The sequence below is a fragment of the Enterovirga sp. CN4-39 genome (assembly GCF_049446235.1).
Taxonomy (GTDB): Bacteria; Pseudomonadota; Alphaproteobacteria; order Rhizobiales; family Beijerinckiaceae; genus Enterovirga.
Genome location: NZ_JBMSEF010000010.1, coordinates 164160 through 183263, shown reverse-complemented (window position 1 = coordinate 183263; position 19104 = coordinate 164160). Strand labels below are relative to the sequence as shown.

General features: G+C 68.5%; 20 protein-coding genes. 12 read left to right on the top strand and 8 right to left on the bottom strand.

The window, feature by feature from the left end; all coding sequences use genetic code 11:
- The first annotated feature begins 27 nt into the window (after positions 1 to 27).
- From ACO2SS_RS17485 to ribA, 4 genes are all read left to right on the top strand, one after another.
- Positions 28 to 603 carry an NADPH-dependent FMN reductase gene (locus tag ACO2SS_RS17485; protein ID WP_423279037.1) on the top strand — a complete coding sequence of 192 codons (576 nt, stop codon included), beginning with the start codon at positions 28 to 30 and terminating at the stop codon, positions 601 to 603.
- Between the two features lie 4 nt (positions 604 to 607).
- The gene (locus tag ACO2SS_RS17480; RefSeq protein ID WP_423279036.1) at positions 608 to 1894 is read left to right on the top strand and encodes an ArgE/DapE family deacylase; all 1287 of its coding nucleotides are present in this window, start codon (positions 608 to 610) and stop codon (positions 1892 to 1894) included.
- Positions 1887 to 2330 (top strand): acyl-CoA thioesterase, encoded by a 444-nt coding sequence (locus ACO2SS_RS17475; RefSeq protein WP_423279035.1) that lies wholly within the window; start codon positions 1887 to 1889, stop codon positions 2328 to 2330. The genes ACO2SS_RS17480 and ACO2SS_RS17475 overlap by 8 nt, the downstream gene beginning before the upstream one ends.
- 80 nt (positions 2331 to 2410) lie before the next feature.
- Positions 2411 to 3508, top strand: coding sequence for a GTP cyclohydrolase II RibA (gene ribA / locus ACO2SS_RS17470; protein ID WP_423279034.1), 1098 nt, complete (start codon positions 2411 to 2413; stop codon positions 3506 to 3508).
- Between the two features lie 15 nt (positions 3509 to 3523).
- Here the strand turns inward: ribA and ACO2SS_RS17465 are convergent, their stop codons facing one another.
- The 3 genes from ACO2SS_RS17465 to ACO2SS_RS17455 all read right to left on the bottom strand — a co-directional run bounded on the left by ACO2SS_RS17465 (position 3524) and on the right by ACO2SS_RS17455 (position 7015).
- Positions 3524 to 4495 (bottom strand): Bug family tripartite tricarboxylate transporter substrate binding protein, encoded by a 972-nt coding sequence (locus ACO2SS_RS17465; protein ID WP_423279033.1) that lies wholly within the window; start codon positions 4493 to 4495, stop codon positions 3524 to 3526.
- Between the two features lie 102 nt (positions 4496 to 4597).
- Complete coding sequence (locus tag ACO2SS_RS17460; protein WP_423279032.1) at positions 4598 to 5338, bottom strand: dienelactone hydrolase family protein; 741 nt, start codon at positions 5336 to 5338, stop codon at positions 4598 to 4600.
- Positions 5339 to 5419: 81 nt separating this feature from the next.
- Entirely contained in the window at positions 5420 to 7015 is a 1596-nt protein-coding gene (locus tag ACO2SS_RS17455) for a gamma-glutamyltransferase family protein (protein WP_423279031.1), read from the bottom strand.
- Positions 7016 to 7145: 130 nt separating this feature from the next.
- Between ACO2SS_RS17455 and ACO2SS_RS17450 the strand changes: the two genes are divergently transcribed.
- A complete protein-coding gene (locus tag ACO2SS_RS17450) occupies positions 7146 to 7343 on the top strand; it encodes a hypothetical protein (protein ID WP_423279030.1) in 198 nt (65 codons plus the stop codon).
- A 46-nt stretch (positions 7344 to 7389) separates the two neighbouring features.
- On the opposite strand, the gene ACO2SS_RS17445 is transcribed toward ACO2SS_RS17450, so the two are convergent.
- Both ACO2SS_RS17445 and ACO2SS_RS17440 read right to left on the bottom strand, forming a co-directional pair.
- Positions 7390 to 8373, bottom strand: a complete 984-nt coding sequence (locus tag ACO2SS_RS17445) for a TAXI family TRAP transporter solute-binding subunit (protein WP_423279029.1) — start codon at positions 8371 to 8373, stop codon at positions 7390 to 7392.
- Between the two features lie 14 nt (positions 8374 to 8387).
- Positions 8388 to 10406: a TRAP transporter permease gene (locus ACO2SS_RS17440; protein ID WP_423279028.1), complete on the bottom strand. Its 2019-nt coding sequence runs from the start codon at positions 10404 to 10406 to the stop codon at positions 8388 to 8390.
- A gap of 203 nt (positions 10407 to 10609) precedes the next feature.
- Between ACO2SS_RS17440 and ACO2SS_RS17435 the strand changes: the two genes are divergently transcribed.
- The gene (locus ACO2SS_RS17435) at positions 10610 to 12190 is read left to right on the top strand and encodes a glucan biosynthesis protein (protein WP_423279027.1); all 1581 of its coding nucleotides are present in this window, start codon (positions 10610 to 10612) and stop codon (positions 12188 to 12190) included.
- Positions 12191 to 12199: 9 nt separating this feature from the next.
- Here ACO2SS_RS17435 and ACO2SS_RS17430 read toward each other — a convergent pair whose 3' ends face one another.
- Both ACO2SS_RS17430 and ACO2SS_RS17425 read right to left on the bottom strand, forming a co-directional pair.
- Entirely contained in the window at positions 12200 to 13207 is a 1008-nt protein-coding gene (locus ACO2SS_RS17430; RefSeq protein ID WP_423279026.1) for a Gfo/Idh/MocA family protein, read from the bottom strand.
- Positions 13207 to 14178 (bottom strand): MDR/zinc-dependent alcohol dehydrogenase-like family protein, encoded by a 972-nt coding sequence (locus tag ACO2SS_RS17425; protein WP_423279025.1) that lies wholly within the window; start codon positions 14176 to 14178, stop codon positions 13207 to 13209. Before ACO2SS_RS17425 ends, ACO2SS_RS17430 begins: the two co-directional genes overlap by 1 nt.
- 156 nt (positions 14179 to 14334) lie before the next feature.
- Here ACO2SS_RS17425 and ACO2SS_RS17420 point away from each other — a divergent pair, with 156 nt between their 5' ends.
- From ACO2SS_RS17420 to ACO2SS_RS17400, 5 genes are all read left to right on the top strand, one after another.
- On the top strand, positions 14335 to 15249 hold the full coding sequence (locus ACO2SS_RS17420; RefSeq protein WP_423279024.1) for a glycine reductase: 915 nt from the start codon (positions 14335 to 14337) through the stop codon (positions 15247 to 15249).
- Between the two features lie 278 nt (positions 15250 to 15527).
- Positions 15528 to 16577 (top strand): DUF2776 family protein, encoded by a 1050-nt coding sequence (locus ACO2SS_RS17415; protein ID WP_423279023.1) that lies wholly within the window; start codon positions 15528 to 15530, stop codon positions 16575 to 16577.
- 36 nt (positions 16578 to 16613) lie between these two features.
- Positions 16614 to 17069, top strand: a complete 456-nt coding sequence (locus tag ACO2SS_RS17410) for a hypothetical protein (RefSeq protein WP_423279022.1) — start codon at positions 16614 to 16616, stop codon at positions 17067 to 17069.
- Positions 17070 to 17083: 14 nt separating this feature from the next.
- A complete protein-coding gene (locus ACO2SS_RS17405; protein WP_423279021.1) occupies positions 17084 to 17332 on the top strand; it encodes a hypothetical protein in 249 nt (82 codons plus the stop codon).
- Positions 17329 to 17541, top strand: a complete 213-nt coding sequence (locus ACO2SS_RS17400) for a hypothetical protein (protein ID WP_423279020.1) — start codon at positions 17329 to 17331, stop codon at positions 17539 to 17541. Before ACO2SS_RS17405 ends, ACO2SS_RS17400 begins: the two co-directional genes overlap by 4 nt.
- A 69-nt stretch (positions 17542 to 17610) precedes the next feature.
- On the opposite strand, the gene ACO2SS_RS17395 is transcribed toward ACO2SS_RS17400, so the two are convergent.
- Positions 17611 to 18351 carry an SDR family oxidoreductase gene (locus ACO2SS_RS17395; protein ID WP_423279019.1) on the bottom strand — a complete coding sequence of 247 codons (741 nt, stop codon included), beginning with the start codon at positions 18349 to 18351 and terminating at the stop codon, positions 17611 to 17613.
- An 86-nt stretch (positions 18352 to 18437) separates the two neighbouring features.
- Here ACO2SS_RS17395 and ACO2SS_RS17390 point away from each other — a divergent pair, with 86 nt between their 5' ends.
- Positions 18438 to 19094, top strand: coding sequence for a TetR/AcrR family transcriptional regulator (locus tag ACO2SS_RS17390; RefSeq protein WP_423279018.1), 657 nt, complete (start codon positions 18438 to 18440; stop codon positions 19092 to 19094).
- Positions 19095 to 19104 lie beyond the last annotated feature (10 nt).

Genomic DNA, 19104 nt, shown 5'->3' with positions numbered 1-19104 from the left:
CGCGACATCCTGCATCGGGAGGCAGCTTTGGCACCCAAGCTCAACGTCATCATCTGCTCGACGCGGCCAGGCCGCGTCGGCAAGGCCGTGGGCGACTGGTTCGACGGCGCCGCGCGGCAGCATGGCGGGTTCGATGTCGAACTCGTCGACCTGGCCGAGATGAACCTCCCCATCTACGACGAGCCGAAGCATCCGCGCCTGAAGCAGTACGAGCACGAGCATACGAAGCGCTGGTCGGCCAGCGTCGATTCGGCGGACGCGTTCGTGTTCGTTACGCCCGAATACAATCACGGGCCGCCGCCCTCGCTCGTGAACGCGCTGAACTATGTGTATGTCGAGTGGACCTATAAGCCCGCCGGCTTCGTGAGCTACGGCGGCGTGTCGGGGGGAATGCGGGCCGTGCAGAGCGAGAAGCTGGCGCTGACGTCGTTCAAGATGGTGCCCATCCTGGAGACGGTCCTCATTCCGATGGTGCCGCAGCATATCGACAAGGCAACCGGCGCCTTCCAGCCGAACGACATCCACCAGAGCTCCGCGACCATGATGCTGGACGAGCTGCTGCGCTGGGCGAAGGCCCTGAAGCCCCTCCGGCAGGAGGCCTGACCCGGTGGCGCTCGATCCCAAGCTGCGCGACGGCATCATCGCTTCCGTCGAGGAGGGCTTCGCCGAACAGGTCAGCTACACGCAGGAACTGATCCGCTTCCGCTCGATCCGAGGCGAGGAACAGGCGATCCAGGACTTCGTCTTCCGCGCCTTCCGGGATCGCGGCCTCGCCATGGACCGCTTCCCCATGGACCGGGCCGCCATCGAGGCGCATCCGGGCGGCTCGAAATTCACGGCGGAGCATTCCGAGGCGCCGATCGTCGTCGGCATCCACCGGCCGCGTGAGGAAACGGGGCGTTCCCTCATCCTCCAGGCCCATGTCGACGTCGTGCCGGCCGGCCCCGAGGACATGTGGACCCATGCCCCGTTCGACCCGGTGATCGAGGGCGACTGGCTCTATGGCCGGGGCGGGGCGGACATGAAGGCGGGCCATGCGGCCAACCTCGCCTGCCTCGACGCGCTGCGCCGCATCGGCCTCCAGCCCGCCGCGACCGTGACGGTGCAATCCGTGGTCGAGGAGGAATCGACCGGCAACGGCGCGCTGATGACCCATCTGCGCGGCTACAAGGCCGACGCCGTCCTGATTCCCGAGCCGGAGGACGAGAAGCTCGTCCGCGCCAATACGGGCGTGCTCTGGTTCGAGGTGGAGGTGCGCGGCATGCCCGTCCATGTCCGCGAGATGGGCACGGGCCAGAACGCGATCGACGCCGCCTATCGCGTCGTCGGGGCGCTGCGCGAGATCGAGGCGCGGTGGAACGCCGACAAGGCCGGCCGCCCGCATTTCGAGGGCGAGGAGCACCCGATCAACCTGAACATCGGTAAGATCGAGGGGGGCGACTGGGCGTCCTCGGTCCCGGCCTGGTGCCGGCTCTCCTGCCGCATCTCGATCTATCCGGGCACCTCGGCGGCCGCGGCTTCGCGCGAGATCGAGGACGCCGTCCGGGCCTTCTCCCGGAACGATCCCTTCCTGGCCAACAACCCGCCGCGGGTCACCTTCAACGGCTTCTTCGCGGAGGGCTACGTGCTGGAGGAGGGCTCGGAGGCGGAGAAGGTCCTCGGCGCTGCACATCGGGATGCCACCGGAAAGGCGCTCGAGAGCTTCATGACGGCCGGGTATCTCGATACGCGCGTCCACGCGCTCTACGACCGCATTCCGGCGCTTTGCTACGGCCCGACGAGCCGCAACATCCACGGCTTCGACGAGGCGGTAAGCCTGTCCTCCCTGAAGCGGATCACGACGACGATGGCCCTGTTCGTGGCCGAATGGTGTGGGGTCGAGCCTGTTGCCTGAGATCGACCTTCCGGCGCTTCGCGCCGACACACGCGTCGCCTGGGTGGAAGATGTTCTCCGGTTCGGCGACACCGACATGAACGGCCACGTGAACAACGCCGTCTTCGCTGCCCTGGCGGAGAGCGGCCGCGTGAACCTGTTCCGGACGCGGCTCGGCGACGACGAGCGCGGCGAGACCTTCTGGGTGATCGCCAAGCTCACGATCGAGTTCAAATCCGAGCTGCACTATCCGGGCCGGGTCCGAACGGGGACCTGGATCCGCCATCTCGGCCGCACCTCGCTCGGGCTCGCCCAGGTGATGGAGCGCGACGATGGCGGCCTCGCCGCGATCAGCGAGGCCGTCTGCGTGCAGATGAGCCACAGGACACGGCGGCCCGAGCCGTTCTCGGAGGCGCGGCGGGAGATCGCGGCCGGGATGCTGAGGCCGGAGGACTAGAAAGGCCTGCCGGCAGGTCGGCGCAGACATTCGCCCCGGGATGTTTGCCCTTCCCGGCCCTGCGGGCCATATGTGCCCGCATGGCAACCGCCGCCACTGCCCGCCGCATGCTGAGCCTGTCAGACGGCATCGAACGCACCTCCGTCGAGCGTGCGATCGCCGAGTTGCGCATGGGCCGGCCGGTGCTGCTGGAGAGCGAGGGCGAGGCTGCACTCGTCCAGAGCGTCGAGGACCTTGGGCGCGACGAGGCCGAGCGGCTCGATGCGATGTCCGTCCGCCAGGCGCGGCTCGTCCTGCCCGCGGCGCGGCTGAAGCGCCTCGGTATGGAGCGTCCGCATAACGGCTGGATCGGCCTGCCGACGCTGGATGCCCGGCGGGTCGCGACCCTGGCCTTCTCGATGGAGGCGCAGCTCGACGGTTCGGTCAGGCCAACGGGGCGCCTCGACGAGGCGGCGCTCGAACTCGCCCGGCTCGCGCTGGCGCTGCCGGCCGTGGTGGTCGTGCCGTTGCCGGACGGGGCGGATGCCGACAGCTCCGTTCTCCGCGTCACGAGCGCCGCGATCGAGGGCTACCGGGCCGCAAGTGCGCGCGACCTGAAGATCGTCGGGCGCGCGCCGGTGCCGCTGGAGGATGCGGCCGAGACCGAATTCGTCGTCTTCCGGGGCGGGGAGGGCCTGCGCGACCAGGTCGCCGTGATCGTCGGCGCGCCGGATCTCGCCGAACCCGTGACGGTGCGCCTGCACTCGGCCTGCCTGACGGGCGACCTCTTCGGCAGCCTCAAATGCGATTGCGGCGACCAGCTCCGGTTTTCGGTGCGCTGGATGGCCGAGCATGGCGGCGGCATCCTGCTCTATCTCGACCAGGAGGGCCGCGGGAACGGCATCGCCAACAAGATCCGCGCCTACAAGCTGCAGGCGGAAGGCTACGATACCTATGACGCCGACGAGATGCTCGGCTTCGGGCCCGACCAGCGCCGCTTCGATTTCGCGGCCGAGATGCTGCGACAGCTCGGCGTGACGCGGGTCAACCTGATCACGAACAACCCGGACAAGATCGCCGCGCTCCAGAACAGCGGCCTGGAACTCGTCTCGCACCAGCGCGCGCCGGGCCGCATGACGGCGGAGAATTCCCGCTATCTCGCGTCCAAGCGCGACCGCGCCGGCCACCTTCTCGGGTGAAGCACGGCGGGACGGTTATTCCGCCGTCACGCCCGCCGCACGAACGATCTGGCCGAGCCGCTCGACATCGTTGGCGATCAGCCGTCCGAGGGGTTCGCCGCCCTGGGCTTCCGGCCCAGGCGCCTCGGCTGCGAGATCCCCGAAGCGCTGCTTCACCTCCGGATCGTTGAGCGCCTTGGCGAGCGCCGAGCCCAGCCGGTCGAGGACAGCCGGCGGCGTGTCCCGCGGCGCCGCGATCGCGTTCCAGACGCTGAGATCGAATTCCGGCACCCCGCCCTCGATGAAGGTCGGCACGTCCGGCGCCTGCGGCAGCCGGGCCTTCGAGGAAACCGCGATGGCCGTGACGTTTCCGCCAGTATGCATGGGGAACATGGTGACGGTCTGGTCGATGACGGCATCGACCACGCCGGCCACGAGGTCGTTGATGGCAGGCCCCGCGCCCCGGTAGTTCACCATCGTGGCCTTGGTCTTCGTCACACCCAGAAAGGCGATCGCGGCAAGGTGCCCGGTCGAGCCGGGCCCCGAACTGCCGAAATTGACCGCGTCGTCGCGCGAGCGGAGCTTCGCCAGGAAGCCGGCGAGATCCTTCACGCCGCTCTTCTTCGAGACGGAGAGCGCCATCGGCACGGTGGCGACCAGGCCGACCGGCACGAGGTCGCGCCGCGGGTCGAAGCTGAGCTTCGGATAGAGCGACACGTTCGCGGCGAGCGAGCCCATATTTCCGAAGGTGAGGGTGTAGCCGTCCGGCTGCGCGCGGACGACGCGCTGGGTGCCGGTCGTGCCGCCGGCGCCGCCGGCATTCTCGATGATCACCGTCTGCCCGAGTTGCGCGCCCATGGCCTTGCCGATGATCCGCGCGAGGACGTCCGTCGTGCCGCCCGGGGCATAGGGCACCACGAAGGTCACGGGCCGGTTCGGAAAATCCTGGGCGAAGGCGGCGCTGGCCGCGAGGCAAAGCGCGAGTGCACCCGAGAGGGCCTTGAGCATGATCCGTCTCCTCCGGCCCGCTCCTCTGGCGGGAGCGTCTGGCCATCAGATTGTCTGACTAGCGGAGGTGTGGCCGGCGCTCAAGCCGGGAACAGGCCCGATCTAGAGATGGCGGAGCAGGAAGGCCGAGACTCGAGAGGCAGCATCGAACTGCGCTGCGCCGTTCAGCACGTGGCCCTGGCCGGGATAGACCTGCACCTCGTGCGGCGTGCCGTCCTGCTCGAGCAACTGCCCGAGCCGGCGTGCATGGCTCGCCGGGACGATGCGGTCGGCCTCGCCGTGCAGGACGAGCGTCGGCGGCAGCCCCGCTCCCGAGGCTGGCAGGTCGTCCGGCACCGGGCCGGAATATTCGACGACCGCTTTCACGCGCCGATCGACGGCCGCGGTCGACAGGGCCAGAGCCCCGCCGAGCGAGACGCCGATCAGGCCGAGACGGTCGGGCGCCACCCCGGGCTGTTCCGCGAGCCAGGTGACGGCATCGCGTATGGTGCCGGTCCACAGCGGGTAATCATCGCGCAGCGTCCCGTAATTCGCGCCCCTGTCGCCCGTGCGGTCGAGATAGTGGATCAGGGCCACGTGAAAGCCTGACGCGGCCACCAGTCCGGCCGCGAGGCGATACCGGTCGCCGTTCCACGCAAGCCCATCCGCGCCGTGCAGAAGGAGGAGGGCGGGACGCGCCTCCTCGCGGGTGGCGGCGCCTCCGGCCGGAAACCATTCGGCCCTGACCGCTCGCCCGCCGCTGATGAATTCCTGCATGCTCGCCGATCCGCCTTCCTGAGCCACGGCCCCGGAGAGCGGCAGCAGCGGGAGCGCTGCGCCGAGCATCAATTGCCGACGGTCCATGCCCATCTCTGTCGAGGATTGTTCTCCCGAGATGGGGGCCGCAGGACGGGAGGCAACCGCCTGCGGCGGAGGGGCCCGGGCTCAGATACCCGCGGCGGCCCCGTCCGAGCGGGGGTCGTGCGTCGCCTCCACGCGGCCGTCCTTCGGGTGTTTTACCAGCAGGCCGGCATGGCCGAGACCGTCGGAATAGGCTTCCCCGATCTCCTCGACCTCGTGGCCGAGCCGGACCAGACCCTCCATGATGGCCGGGTCGAAGCGGCTCTCCATCTTGAGGCTCGTCGAGCTCTGGCCCCAGGTGCGGCCCAGCAGCCAGCGCGGGCGGTCCACGGCCTCCGCCACGCCCTCGCCGAGATCGACGTAGCGCGTGAAGATCTGGGCCTGGAATTGCGGCTGGCCGTCGCCGCCCATCGCCCCATAGGACATGACGCGCCCATCGGAGAGCACCGCGAGCGCCGGATTGAGCGTGTGGAAGGGACGGCGGCCCGGCTCGAGCGGATTGACCGCATTCGGATCGAGCGAGAACGAGGCGCCGCGGTTCTGCCAGTGGATGCCGGTGCGCGGCAGGACGCAGCCGGAGCCCCAGTCCCAGTAGATCGACTGGATGTAGGAGACCGCGAGGCCGGAGGCGTCGATCGCGCCCATCCAGACAGTGTCGCCGTCTCCGACCGGTGCGGGCCAGGGCGCGGCGCGGTTCATGTCGATCGCGGCAGCCTCGCGCTCGAACACCCCGGGCGTCAGGAAGCTCGCCGGGTCATGCTTCAGGCGGTCGAAATCCGTGACGATGCGGTCGCGGATGCGGAAGGCGCGCTTCGTCGCCTCGACCAGCCCGTGGTGATGGCGGACCGATTCCGGTCCCGTGATCCCGAGGCGCTCGTAGATGCCGAGGATCAGGAGCGCCGCGATGCCCTGGGTCGGCGGGGCCTTGTTGTAGACCGTCCCGTGCCTCAGCTTCGCCTGGAGCGGCTCGCGGAAGATGGCCCGGAAGCTCTCGAGGTCGGCCCGCGTCACCGGGGCGCCGATCGCATCGAGGTCGGCCGCGATCTCACGCGCGATATCGCCGCGGTAGAAGTCGTCGAGGCCGGCATGGGCGAGCTGCTCCAGGGCCGCGCCGAGAGCGGGAACCCGGCGCACGTCGCCCTTCTTCGGCGGCTTGCCGTCGAACCCGAAGGTCGCGAGGAAGTTCGGCGCGGCGTCCAGCGCCTCGGGCTCGTTCGGCCGCGTGCGCAGTTCGGAGGCCGAGACTTCGTAGCCGTCCTTCGCGAACCGGATGGCGTCCGCGAGAAGATCGGGAAGGGCCAGCCGCCCGCCGAGGCTGCGGGAATAGTCGAGCGCCGCATGCCAGCCGCCGACCGCGCCCGCCACCGTGACCGCGGCGTCGGGGCCGCGGAACGGCAGGGCGTCGTAGCCCTTCTCGCGGTAGCGCCGGATCGTCGCAAGGCTCCCGGCCGGGCCGCAGGCCTCGATCGCCCGCATCCGGCCGCCCGGCTCATGGACGACCCAGAAGGCGTCTCCACCGATCGCATTCATGTGCGGGTAGACGACCGCGATCGTGGCCGCCATCGCGACCATGGCCTCGATCGCGTTCCCGCCCTCCGCCAGGACGGCGCGGCCGCTTTCGGACGCAAGGTGGTGGGGCGCTGCGACGGCCGCGGCGGAGAAGGTCTGTGTATCGGTCATGCTGGATAAGCGGATAGGAGGACCCATATTGTTGCACGCGTGCGCCGCTTTGCGTTAGTGGGCGCGCGCCTATTTGAAATTGGAGAGCGCCCGCTTGGCTGCCCCCTCACGTCCCTCACGGGGCCGCTCGATGTTCACGCTCGCCAGCCTGATGGTGCTGGTCGGGATCGAGGTATTCGCCGTCGCGCTATCCGGCGGCTGGGCCATCGCGGGCCTGTTCGAGCTCGGCCAGACGATCGGCTACGTGCTGATGGGGCTCTTCTCGCTTCTGGCACTCTACATGATGGTGCAGTTCTGGCGCCGCGCCACCTCGGTCGAGGTCGGCTGAGCCGGCGAAGAGAGGTGGCCGGCGGGGCCGGCCACCCGGGCGGACGCTAGCCCTTCACGCCCTTCTCGGCGAAGTATTTGAGCGCGCCGGGGTGGAACGGCACCGGTGAGCGCGACTGGACTTGGTTCTCGAGCGAGAACGATTCGGCGTCCTTGTGCACGGCAACGAGGTCGGGCTTCCGCTCCACCAGGGTCTTCACGATCTGGTAGGCCTCGTCCTCGGTCATCTTGTTGCCCGTGACGAGGATGTTCCACACGTCCACGTTCTGGTTGGGCTTGTCGTAGCCGGGGTAGGATCCGGGCGGGATCGTGCCGCCTGCGTAGAGCTTCCCGTATTTGGCGTTCATCTTGTCCACGAGATCGGCGTGGTCGATGAGCTTCATCTTGAGGCCGGGCGTCGCCGCGAGGTCGGTGACCGCCGCCGTCGGCACCCCGCCGACCCAAAAGAACGCGTCGATCTTCCGGTCCTTCAGGGCGTTCACGGATTCGGCCACGGACAGGCGCTCGCGCTTCATGTCCTTGTCCTTGTCGAGGCCGGCCGCCTCGATCACCCGGAATGCCATGACCTCCGTGGCGGAGCCCGGGGAACCCGTCGAGACGCGCTTCCCCTTGAGGTCGGACATCTTCTCGATGCCGCTGCCCTCGACCGTCGCGACATGCATGCGGTTCGGATAGAGCACGAGCAGCGTCTGGAGCGGCACCTTTCCGCTCTTGAACTTGTCCTCGCCCTTGAAGGCGTCGAGGGCCGCATCCGCCATCGAGAAGCCGATCTCGCTCTGGCCGGAGCCGATGAGCTTCAGGTTGTCGACGGACCCGCCGGTCACCTCCGCCGTCGCCTGCATGCCCGGAATGTTCTTGGTCAGCACGCTCGCGATCGCGCCCCCCAGGGGGTAGTAGACGCCGCCGGTCCCGCCCGTGCCGATCGAGATCGTCTTGTTCTGGGCCAGGGCGGCGCCGCCGCCGAGCCACAGGCTCGCCGCCCCGGCTCCGAGGCCGAGATTGAAGGTCCTCCGCGTGATCCGGCTCTGCATATGGTCCTCTCCCTCTAGATCGTTGCCGCCGCCTGCTGCGGACGGAAGTTTTGCCAGGCCAGCACCGCGCCGGCGATGAGGAGCCCGATCAGCCAGCTATAGGCGAGGTCGCGCCCGGTGATCAGCTCGCCGAGCGCCTCGATCAGGCTCGGGAAGACGAGGAGCAGCCCCGCAAGGGCGAGGAGCCCGCGCTCGAGGGCCGTGGTCCGCCGCAGCGCCCAGCCCTGCGCGGCCATCGCGAGCGCCATCAGGCCCGCCGCCGTTTTCAGCGTGATGAGGACGATCTCGACCCAGGAGCCGTCCTTGGGGATCGAGAGCAGGAGGCCGATTCCCTGCGGGTCCAGCACGAAAACGAACGGCACCAGGAAGGCCGGCAGCGTGTATTTCCAGCTCTGGAGCGTCGTCATGTAGGGGTCGCCGCCCGTGATGGCGGCCGCCGCGAAGGGCGACAAGGCGGTCGGCGGCGAGACTTCCGACAGGACCGCGTAGTAGAAGATGAACATATGCGCGGCGAAGTCGGGCACGCCGAGCTTCGTGAGTGCGGGCGCCGCGATGACGGCGCAGATGATGTACGAGGCCGTGACGGGAACCGCGAGCCCGATGATCCAGACGATCAGGGCCGTGTATATCGCCGTGAGGAGCAGGCTCCCGCCCGCATAGGCGATCACGATGGACGAGAACTTGAGCCCGAGGCCCGTGAGCGTCACGACGCCCACGATGATGCCGGCCGACGCGCAGGTCGTGGCCGCGTTGATGGCCCCGATCGAGCCGTCGGCCAGCGCCCGCACCAGCTTCTTCGGGTAGAGAGCCGTGTCCCGTCGGAGGAAGGACAGCGCGAAGGTCACGGCGGTCGCGTAGAACACCGACAGCATCGGCGAGTAGCCGACGAGCATGAAGGCGACGACGGCGATCAGGGAGATGAAGTGGAAGCCGTAGCGCCGGGTCATCTGCCCCAGCGTCATCTCCTGTTTGAAGCTCACGTCCCGTGCGCCGAACTTCTTGGCGTCGAGCTCGACCATGATGAGCAGCGACAGGTAGTAGAGGCATGTCGGGATCGTCGCCATCCAGATCACGTCGAGATACGAGATCTTCAGGAATTCGGCGATCAGGAAGGCCGCCGCCCCGAGCACGGGGGGCGAGAGAATGGCTCCGAGGCCGCCGGCGGCCAGCAGCCCGCCGGCGTCGTTCTTCCGGAACCCGGCCTTCTCCATCATCGGATAGGCGACGGTGCCGATCATCACGGTCGTCGCCACGCCCGAGCCGGACGGGCCGCCGAGCAGGAAGGACGACAGCACCACCGTCCGGCCGGCGGCGTTTGGCTTGCCGCCCATCAGGGCCAGCGAGAAGTCGATGAAGAACTTGCCCGCCCCGGACTGGGCGAGGAAGGCGCCGTAGATCGTGAAGAGGATGATCAGCGTCGCCGACACGTCCACGGCGACGCCGAAGATCCCCTCCAGCGTCATGAAGAGGTGACCGACGAGGCGCGACAGGTCGTAGCCGCGATGCGTCCAGGGAGCCGGAAGGTGCGGCCCGAGCATCGCGTAGGCGATGAAGAACAGCGCCACCACCGGCATGATCAGGCCGGTGGTGCGCCGCGTCGCCTCGAGCAGGACGATGATGAAGACGACCCCGACCCACACGTCCATGCGGTCCGGGACGGTCGCTCGGTCCGTGAAATCCTCGCCGCCCCAGAGCGCGTAGGCAATCAGCCCGACGGAGATCGCCGCCGGAGCGACATCCCACCAGCGGATCCGGTCGCGGTACTTCGCGGCGACCGGGAAGAGCAGGAACGAGAGCAGCAGGACAAAGGCGACGTGCGTGTAGCGCAGCTCCTGCGTGGGGACGATTGCGTAGGCGGCGTAGAGGTGGAACAGGCTCATGACGACCGCGATGGCGGTCACGACCATGCCGGGCAGGCCGGAGATGCGATTGGTCGCGCCTTCCTCCGCCTCGATGTAGGACTCGGCTTTCCTGAGCGCCTCGGTGGAGACCTCGGCCGGCTCTTTCCCGGCGTGCAACTCCTCAGCCGCCATGCGACGCCCGATCCTCCCTGATGCCGCCGCTCGGTCGCGGTCTTGCCGTCCCGGTATACTGGCTGCGCGCCTGCGATGAAACGCGCCTTTCGCAGCACGCGCCGGCCAAGCTGTTCACGCTCCGGTCACGCAGCTGCCCCTAGCGAGTTGACCAGGCGCGCCTGCGTTCCTACCTCCGCCCCGCCTTTCCACTCGGATCCTGCATGATCGACCGCCGCTCTCTCCTCCGCGCCGCAGCCGCCGGTACGGCCAGCCTCGCCGCCGCGCAGTTCGGTGGACCGGCGATGGCGGCGTCGGGGCTCAATCTGGGCGCGTCGGCGCCATTCTCGTTCGACACCCTGAAGGCCCGGGTGAGGGACATGGCCCGGCAGCCCTATTCGGCCGAGAAGCCGTCCAAGCCCGACGTGCTCTGGAGCATCGACTACGACGCCCACGGCAAGATCCGGTACAAGACGGATCTTGCGCTGTTCGCAGAGGGCCCGGGCAGGTTTCCGGTCACCTTCTTCCACCTCGGCCGCTACTTCCAGAAGCCGGTCAGGATGCATGTCGTCCAGGGCGGGGACGCGCGCGAGATCCTCTACGACGACAGCTATTTCGACATGCCGGCCGATTCTCCGGCCCATGGCTTGCCGAAGAACTCGGGCTTCGCCGGCTTTCGCTTCCAGGAGCCGCGCGACGGCAAGCTCGACTGGCGCAAGAACGACTGGGTGGCGTTCCTGGGGGCGTCCTATTTCCGGGCGATCGGCGAACTCGCCCAATACGGCCTCTCGGCCCGCGGGATTACGATCAACACGGTCGTCTACAACGTTCCGGAGGAGTTCCCGGATTTCACCCATATCTGGTTCGAGACCCCGGCCGCAGGCTCGGACACGGTCACGATCTATGCGCTCATGGACGGCCCGAGCGTCGTTGGGGCCTACCGCTTCGTGATGCGCCGCGCGACGGCCGTCATCATGGACATCGATGTCTCGCTCGTGCTGCGCCAGGATGTCGTGCGGCTCGGCCTCGCTCCGATGACGTCGATGTTCTGGTACTCGGAGACCGCGAAGGCCACGATGGTCGACTGGCGGCCGGAGGTGCACGACTCGGACGGCCTCGCGATGTGGAGCGGCACCGGGGAGCATATCTGGCGCCCGCTGAACAACCCGCGCACCATTCAGGTCTCCGCTTTCGCCGACCAGGCGCCCCGCGGCTTCGGCCTGCTCCAGCGCGACAGGAACTTCGACCACTACCTGGACGGGGTCTATTACGATCGCCGGCCCTCCCTCTGGGTGGAGCCGAAAGGGGATTGGGGGCGCGGCACCGTCCAGCTCGTCGAGAACCCGACGGACGACGAGATCCACGACAACATCAACGCCATGTGGGTTCCGGCCGAGCCTGCGACGGCCGGGAAGACCTTCGACCTCTCCTACCGGCTGCATTGGTCGGCGGATGAGCCTTACCCGTCTCCGCTCGCGCGCTGCGTCGCCACGCGATTGGGCAATGGCGGCCAGCCCGGGTTGGACCGGCCTCGCGGCGTGCGCAAGTTCCTGCTCGAATTCATCGGCGGGCCGCTCAAGGACCTCCCGGCCGGAACGCTGCCCGAACCGGTGCTCACCGCCTCCCGGGGGACGTTCTCCTATGTCCGGACCGAGGCCGTGCCGAACGACGTGCCGGGCCATTGGCGTGCGCAGTTCGACCTGACGACGACGGGCAACGAGCCGATCGAGCTGCGCTGCTATCTCCGGAATGGCGACCAGGTGCTCAGCGAGACCTGGCTCTACCAGTACCACCCCGTCTACTGAGCCCGTGCGTCACGCGCGGCCGTAGATCCGGTCGAGGACGCGCGCCACCGTGACGAGTTCCTCGGCGCTTCCATCGAACCGCTCGCCCGCCGCGAGCCGACGTGCCCAATCCGCTGCCGCGCGCCCGCCCCATTCGTCGGGGGGAAGCGCGAGGGATTCGCGCGCCGTGCCGCGGAAGCGCTCGGCCGTGAAATCGTAGAAGGAGCCGTTCACGTTGCCGAGCGCCGCGCCGCCGCCGGTGCCATAGAAGGCGGCAGAGATCGCCGCGTCGCAGCCGGCCTGAAGACGCCACGAGCATGCGAGGCGGATCGCGGTCCCGTCCGCGAGTTCGAGGGTCGCGATCGCGTAATCCTCCACCTGGGAGGGGTTCGGCGCGAGCCTTTCTCCCGACGCGAAGAGGGCCGAGGAGACCTGCGCGACCTCCGGGAAGTCGAGGCACCAGAGCGCGAGGTCGACGAGGTGGACGCCGAGATCCATCACGCAGCCGCCGCCCGAGAGCGCCGGGTCGTAGAACCAGGGCCTGTCCGGCCCGTAGGCGTTGTGAAAGACGAGATCGACCGCGTGGAGGCGCCCGAGTTCGCCCGAGCGGATCACCTCGCGGATGCGCTGCATGCCTTCCGTGAAGCGGTAGGACAGGTCGACCGCAAGCAGGCGGTCCGCCGCGCGGGCCGCATCGACTACTGCCTGGACCTCCGCGGCGTTGCGGCCGAGCGGCTTCTGGCAGAACACCGCCGCCCCCGACGCGAGGGCAAGCACCGATTGCTCGGCATGGAGCGCGGAAGGTGTCGCGATGACGATGCCGTCGAGCCCCAGCGACAGGAGTTCATCGAGGCCGCCGACGCGCTCCGCGCCGGGCGCGAGCTTCATGGCCTCGGCGGCCGTCTCCGCCGAAGGCTCGGCGATGGCCGCGACCTCGGCGATGTCGGCCTCGATGATCGCACTCATCCGGTGCCGGCCGATCCAGCCGACACCGAGAAACCCGAGGCGCGGCCGCGCGGCCTTTGCTGCTCCCGCCATCACGCCGTCACCAGCGCCTTGAGGAAGCCGTCCGGCCGGTCGCGCGTGGCGTTCAGGGCCTCGTCGAGCCGCTCCAGGGGGAAGCGGTGCGTGTAGAGCCCGCTCGGATCGAGCCGGCCTGAGGCGACCGCCTCCACGGCCTCGCGGATGCCCTGGACGTACACCTTCGGGTCGCGCTCATGCGCGTTGATCACGTCGAGCCCGCGCCAGTTCCACAGCCACATGTTCACCTGCCGCGGGCCGTCCTGGTGGTACCCGGCGATGATGAGCCGCCCGCGCTCGCGCGTGATCTCGCCCGCGAGATCGAGCGGCCATTGTTTTCCCACCGCCTCGATGGTCCGGTCGCAGAACTGGCCGCCCGTCAGTTCCTTCACGCGCTCGATGATGGCCGTGTGGTCCTCCATCGGGATCGTCTCGGCCGCGCCCATGCGGCGGGCGAGGTCGAGCGAGAAGGGGCGGCGCGAGATCGCGATGACGCGGGCGCCGGCATCGCTGGCCAGCCTGGTCAGGATCGCGCCGAGGAAGCCGATGCCGGCGATCGCCACCGTCTGGCCGGCCTGGATGTCCGAGCGCCTGAAGATGTTCATGGCACAGCCGAGCGGCTCGCCCGGGAAGGGCTGGCCCGCCAGCGCCTCCGGCAACTTCACGACGGAATCCGCATCGGCCAGGTCGTACTCGGCATAGGCCTTGTAGGAGAGGGCTGCGACCCGGTCCCCGACCGCGAGCCCGGCCACTCCGTCCCCGAGCGCATCCACCACGCCCCAGCCCTCGTGCCCGAGGCTGCCCGGCTCGGTCGGAAAGGTCATCCAGTCCGGTCCCTCCCAGGGGGTGAGGTTCGAGGCGCAGACACCCGAGCCTTCCAGCCTCACCCGCACCTGCCCGGGCCCGGGCTCCGGCTTGGCGACCTCCTCCACGGCGATCCGGCCTGGCGCGGTCACGCGCGCCGCTCTCATCATGGTCTGGTCAGGCATGCGGGGGTCTTAGGAAGCTTCGGAGAGGGAGGAAAGGCGGCTGCTCGGCCGGGGACTCAAGCGCGAAGCTTGGCCGTGAGTTCCGGGCCGGCTTGTCATTGCCGGGCGGCTAACCCGGAATGACAGCCGAGTCGCTCGCCGTGCTACCCTCCCGTCATGCCGACCCCCGACGAAACCTTCGCGCCCGAGGACGACATCCCGATCGGCTACATGGCCCGGACGCGGGCCTATTACGCGGCGCTCGGCTTCGAGACGCCGTATCGCTGGGCCCATCACCTCGACGCGCCCTTCACGCCGCTCGGCAAGCCGCTCGCCGAATGCACGCTCGCGCTCGTCACGACGGCCGCGCCGTACCAGCCGGACAAGGGCGAGCAGGGCCCGGGGGCGCCCTATAACGGCTCGGCCAAGTTCCTCTCCGTCTATTCCGGGCCGAGCGACGAGATGCCGGACCTGCGCATCTCCCACATCGCCTATGACCGCGATCACACGAGCGCGGCCGATATCGGCACCTACTTACCGCTGCGGCAACTCCAGCTTGCCGCCGAGCGCGGCCGCATCGGGCGCGTCGCACCTCGCTTCCATGGGCTGCCGACGAACCGAAGCCACCGCGCCACCACCGAGGCGGACGCGCCGGAGCTCCTCGCCCGCATCCGCCAGGACGGCGCGGACGCTGCGATCCTCGTGCCGAACTGTCCCGTCTGCCACCAATGCGTGGCGCTCGCCGCCCGCCATCTCGAGGCTGCCGGCATTCCGACCGTGGTGATGGGCTGCGCGAAGGACATCGTCGAGCATGCGGGCGCGCCGCGCTTCCTCTTCAGCGACTTCCCGCTCGGGAACAGCGCGGGCAAGCCCGGCGACCTCGACTCGCAGGCGTGCACGCTGGAGCTCGCGCTGCGCCTGCTGGAAGCCGCACCTGGGCCGCGCACGACGCTGGGCTCGCCCCTGCGCTGGAGTGTCGATCCTTCCTGGAAGCGCGACTACTCCTCGATCGAGAAGCTCGCGCCCGACGAGATCGCCCGTCGGCGTGCTGAATTCGACCGGCAGAAGCGCGCCGCGAAGGCTCTTGCCTGACCGTCTCCGTTCCATGATCCGCCGGCTGTGGTCCGGCGGCCGACCGGCATCACGGCGTCGCTGGCTTCGTCCGTTCTTTACGCAAGTGTTTCGGGGCTCTTCCGGCGCTGCGGTGCAGATGCTGGGCGGAAGAGATTTTGTATGACGTGGTATTGGCGTCGAAAATCTGGCTGGAACTGTGCCATTCCCAAGTTGTTTAACGCGGGCTGAGCGTAAACGGCGCCTGGCGTCGCCCCGGTGAGATGAGCCTCGCGGGGAGGATGCCCCGAGAGGTCGTCATGAACTTCGGGATCAGCGTACTCTTTCGCGCCATACCCTTGATGATGGGCGCGATCTGCCTCGCATTCGGCCTTTACATTCTGTCCGGTGCGCCGGATGCCAATCACTTCGTTGCGGGCCACGTCAATGTCGGGTTGACGGCGATCTGCTATGCGCTGTTCACCACGGCGGCGACGATCATCCGCCAGCTCATTCGTCGCTATGGCGATTTCTGGCGCGTGGCTCTGCCCGCCTCGGGGTATGTTGTTGCTCTTGCGGCTGTGGCCTGGGGGATCGCCCTGATCTTTTCGGGCGATACGGCGGAGCATGTCGTTGCCGGGCATGTCGTCGTCGGGGTCGGTCTGATCGCCATCTGCGTGAGCACCGTCGCAACGTCGTCCACGGCGTTCACGCTCATCAACGTCAGCGCTGCCCGGAAGCCGCAAGAGGGACCGCCTTCCGGAGCGCAGACGAAGCCGGTCAGCCTGTTGCTGACCTGCATTCCGCTGGTCTGCGCGATCGTCGGGTTCACGCTGACCTATAGGCTCCTGATGCGGGGCGACCAGCCGGGCTATGTCGGCGGCCACGTGGTGTTCGGGCTGTCCGCGATCTGCCTCAGCCTGACGGCGCTCGTCGCGACCGTCGTCCGCCAGATCCGCAACGAGTTCACGAACCGTGAGCGCCCGGTTTGGAGCTGGCTCGTCATCGTGATGGGCTCGATCAACATCCTGCTCGGAATTTACGTGCTGGTCAGCAATGACCAGGATTATCGCCTCGCGCCGGGCATCGTACTGATCGGCCTCGGGCTGATCTGCTTCAGCATCCTGTCGAAGGTGCTCCTCCTGGCGCTCGTCTGGCGGCGGCGCTTCCCGCTGGCCAACCGCATTCCTCTTCTGCCGGTCCTGACCGCGCTGACCTGCCTGTTCACCGCAGCCTTCCTGTTCGAGGCCGCGGGCACGAATCCCGCCTACTTCGTCCCCGCGCATGTCATGGTCGGGCTCGGGGCGGTCTGCTTCACGCTCTTCTCCATCGTCTCGATCCTGGAAGCGGGCACCTCGGGCTCGAGCTAGCGTTCTGTCCTTGAATCTTGCGGCTCCCGAACGGCCATGTGGATCAGCAAGACGCGGACAGCTCTCAATTTTTGCGAGCCTGCGGGGCAGCCTTGCTGCGTCGAGCCACGCTCCCGGCGAATTGAGCTGAATCCAGGAAAGGCTCAGGCGTTCAACAGTTTCGGAATCAAGTCGCTTCTGTCGCGAATAAATTCTCTTTGCCTGCTGCGAGCATCAACTTTCGATTTGCAAACCGCATATGTGACCGATCTGCGGGGTGCAAAATTCTCCCGTCTGTCCTATATGTATCGGATGGACGACAATGCGATTTATCCCTACGAGCTCGAAGTTCAGCCCTCCGTGCGCACGCCTGGCGCCTTTGATTGGGCAATACGCCGTCACGGCAAGCTGATTCAGCGATCTGACCGTCTGCAACGGTCGGAGGAGGCCGCTCGCAAGGACGGCATGAAGGCCGTCGAGCGTCAGTTCCTGAGCGGTCACAGCACCCGCTGAGCCAGGAGGGCACGATGCGAGGCGACGATACCGCGGTCCTTGATAGGGCCGCGAAGACGCAACGAGCGCTGGACCGTGCCGCGGACGGCGCCAAGGCAATGGCCGAGTACGAGGCGGAGCGGAAGGCCGTGGAGGCGAACACCGTTCGCCTGCGTGCGCTCCGGCTCGAGAGGGAGCGCGCGGAGCAAGAGGCAGCGAGTGCCGCTGCCGCCGCCAAGCCGAAGGCCGCGAGCCGCAAGGCCCGCGCGGGCGGTTCGGCATGATGACCGGCGAAGAGATCCGCGCTGCCAGAACACGGCTGGGCTGGGATTCCCGCACGCTCGCACAGCGGGCCAAGGTGCGCCTGGCCTCGCTGATCCGGGCCGAGGGCTCGTCGGGCGAGCCTGCGATCAGCGCCGCCGAAGCCAGCGCCATCGAGCGCACGCTCGGCCAAGCCGGCTGCGACGTGTCGCAAGGGCGCGAGAAGGCCTGAGCCGCCCTCCATCCGGTGGGCTGGCCGCGGCCGGATACCGTCCGGCCGTCGCCGCTTGGATGGTGCCGTTCAGGCGTTCGCGCCCCCGTCGACCAGGATGCCGGTGCCCGTGATGTGGCGCGCCGCAGAAGAAGCCAGGAAGGCGACTGACGCAGCAATGTCTTCGGGCGTGCCATAGCGCCCGAAGGCCGTGGTCGCGCGCATCGTGTCGGCTAGCGGCCCCGAGGCCGGATTCATGTCCGTATCCGTCGGACCCGGGTGGACGAGATTCACGGTGATGTTCTGCGGGGCGAGCTCGCGCGCGAGGCCCTGCGTGAAGGACAGAAGCGCCGATTTCGACATGGAATAGACCGTGAGCCCGCCGAAGGGCACGCGGGTGGCGACGTTCGACCCGATCGTGATGATGCGGCCGCCTTCCGACAGGTGCCGGATGGCCGCCTGACTCGCCAGGACGACGCCGCGCACGTTGACGTCCAGGATGGCGTCGATGTCCTCCAGGCTCATATCCGCCACGGCGCCGAGCCGCGCCACGCCCGCATTGTTCACCAGGATGTCGAGCCCCCCGAATTTGGCCGCGGCCTCGTCGACGGCTGCCCGGATGGCCTTCGGGTCCGCGCTGTCGGCCTGGATGGCGAGGCCTTTCCGGCCCGCAGCCTCGATCGCCCGAACGACACCCGCAGCCGCATCGGCCGATTTCTCGTAGGTGATCGCGACATCGGCGCCCCGCTCCGCCAGGGCCTTCGCGATCGCCGCCCCGATGCCGCGTGCGGCTCCCGTCACCAGGGCGCGCTTGCCCGCCAGATCAGCCATGACACTCTCCATTTGTGTGTCGATCGACACACAAATGGACCTAGGTTCGTTGCGCCCGGGCCGCAAGCGAAATATTGTGCCGATCGATGCAGAATGTGCGGAGGCGCACGGGCGCCGAGAGACCCGACAAGCTGGACGTTGCGCAAAGACGCTCGCGCGGGCGGCCGCGTGCCTTCGACCGGGACAAGGCCCTGGACGCCGCCATGCGCCTCTTCTGGCAGAAGGGCTTCGCGGCGACGTCGATCTCCGACCTCACCGACGCGATGGGTATCGGCTCTCCGAGCCTCTATGCCGCCTTCGGCTCCAAGGAGGCGCTCTACGCCGAAGCCCTCCGGCGCTTCACCGAGCTAGGGGTGCCGCTCATCTGGGCGCCGCTGGAGGAGGAGCCCTCGGCGCGAAAGGCCGTGGAAGCCTATCTCCTCGCCGTGGCGGCGAATTTCCCCGTGACCAGCGACAAGCCTGCGGGCTGCATGGTCACCTTGTCGGCGGTCGGCCAGGAGGGCTGCGAGACGCTCGGCGAACTCGTGGCGAGCTATCGCCGGGAGGGGATGAGGCGGCTGGAAGCGCGCCTTTCCCGCGCGGTCCGCGAAGGGGAGCTGCCGCCCGGCACCGACACGGCCGCGCTCGCCCGCTTCTTTCTCGCCGTTCAGCAGGGAATGGCCATCCAGGCCCGCGACGGCGCGAGCCGGGCCGAGCTGGAAAGCATCGCGTTGGCTGCGATGGAGCGTTGGCCTCGCGCATAATCTCGCTCGT

Excerpts from the sequence above, each read along its gene's own strand:
- ACO2SS_RS17395 (WP_423279019.1), bottom strand. The coding sequence starts at position 18,351 with ATGGCTGATCTGGCGGGCAAGCGCGCCCTGGTGACGGGAGCCGCACGC.
- ACO2SS_RS17465 (WP_423279033.1), bottom strand. The coding sequence starts at position 4,495 with ATGCTCAAGGCCCTCTCGGGTGCACTCGCGCTTTGCCTCGCGGCCAGC.
- ACO2SS_RS17455 (WP_423279031.1), bottom strand. The coding sequence starts at position 7,015 with ATGACCGATACACAGACCTTCTCCGCCGCGGCCGTCGCAGCGCCCCAC.
- ACO2SS_RS17410 (WP_423279022.1), top strand. The coding sequence starts at position 16,614 with ATGTGGATCAGCAAGACGCGGACAGCTCTCAATTTTTGCGAGCCTGCG.
- ACO2SS_RS17405 (WP_423279021.1), top strand. The coding sequence starts at position 17,084 with ATGCGAGGCGACGATACCGCGGTCCTTGATAGGGCCGCGAAGACGCAA.
- ACO2SS_RS17420 (WP_423279024.1), top strand. The coding sequence starts at position 14,335 with ATGCCGACCCCCGACGAAACCTTCGCGCCCGAGGACGACATCCCGATC.
- ribA (WP_423279034.1), top strand. The coding sequence starts at position 2,411 with ATGGCAACCGCCGCCACTGCCCGCCGCATGCTGAGCCTGTCAGACGGC.
- ACO2SS_RS17425 (WP_423279025.1), bottom strand. The coding sequence starts at position 14,178 with ATGCCTGACCAGACCATGATGAGAGCGGCGCGCGTGACCGCGCCAGGC.
- ACO2SS_RS17400 (WP_423279020.1), top strand. The coding sequence starts at position 17,329 with ATGATGACCGGCGAAGAGATCCGCGCTGCCAGAACACGGCTGGGCTGG.
- ACO2SS_RS17390 (WP_423279018.1), top strand. The coding sequence starts at position 18,438 with ATGCAGAATGTGCGGAGGCGCACGGGCGCCGAGAGACCCGACAAGCTG.
- ACO2SS_RS17445 (WP_423279029.1), bottom strand. The coding sequence starts at position 8,373 with ATGCAGAGCCGGATCACGCGGAGGACCTTCAATCTCGGCCTCGGAGCC.
- ACO2SS_RS17440 (WP_423279028.1), bottom strand. The coding sequence starts at position 10,406 with ATGGCGGCTGAGGAGTTGCACGCCGGGAAAGAGCCGGCCGAGGTCTCC.
- ACO2SS_RS17460 (WP_423279032.1), bottom strand. The coding sequence starts at position 5,338 with ATGGACCGTCGGCAATTGATGCTCGGCGCAGCGCTCCCGCTGCTGCCG.
- ACO2SS_RS17430 (WP_423279026.1), bottom strand. The coding sequence starts at position 13,207 with ATGGCGGGAGCAGCAAAGGCCGCGCGGCCGCGCCTCGGGTTTCTCGGT.
- ACO2SS_RS17450 (WP_423279030.1), top strand. The coding sequence starts at position 7,146 with ATGTTCACGCTCGCCAGCCTGATGGTGCTGGTCGGGATCGAGGTATTC.
- ACO2SS_RS17415 (WP_423279023.1), top strand. The coding sequence starts at position 15,528 with ATGAACTTCGGGATCAGCGTACTCTTTCGCGCCATACCCTTGATGATG.
- ACO2SS_RS17435 (WP_423279027.1), top strand. The coding sequence starts at position 10,610 with ATGATCGACCGCCGCTCTCTCCTCCGCGCCGCAGCCGCCGGTACGGCC.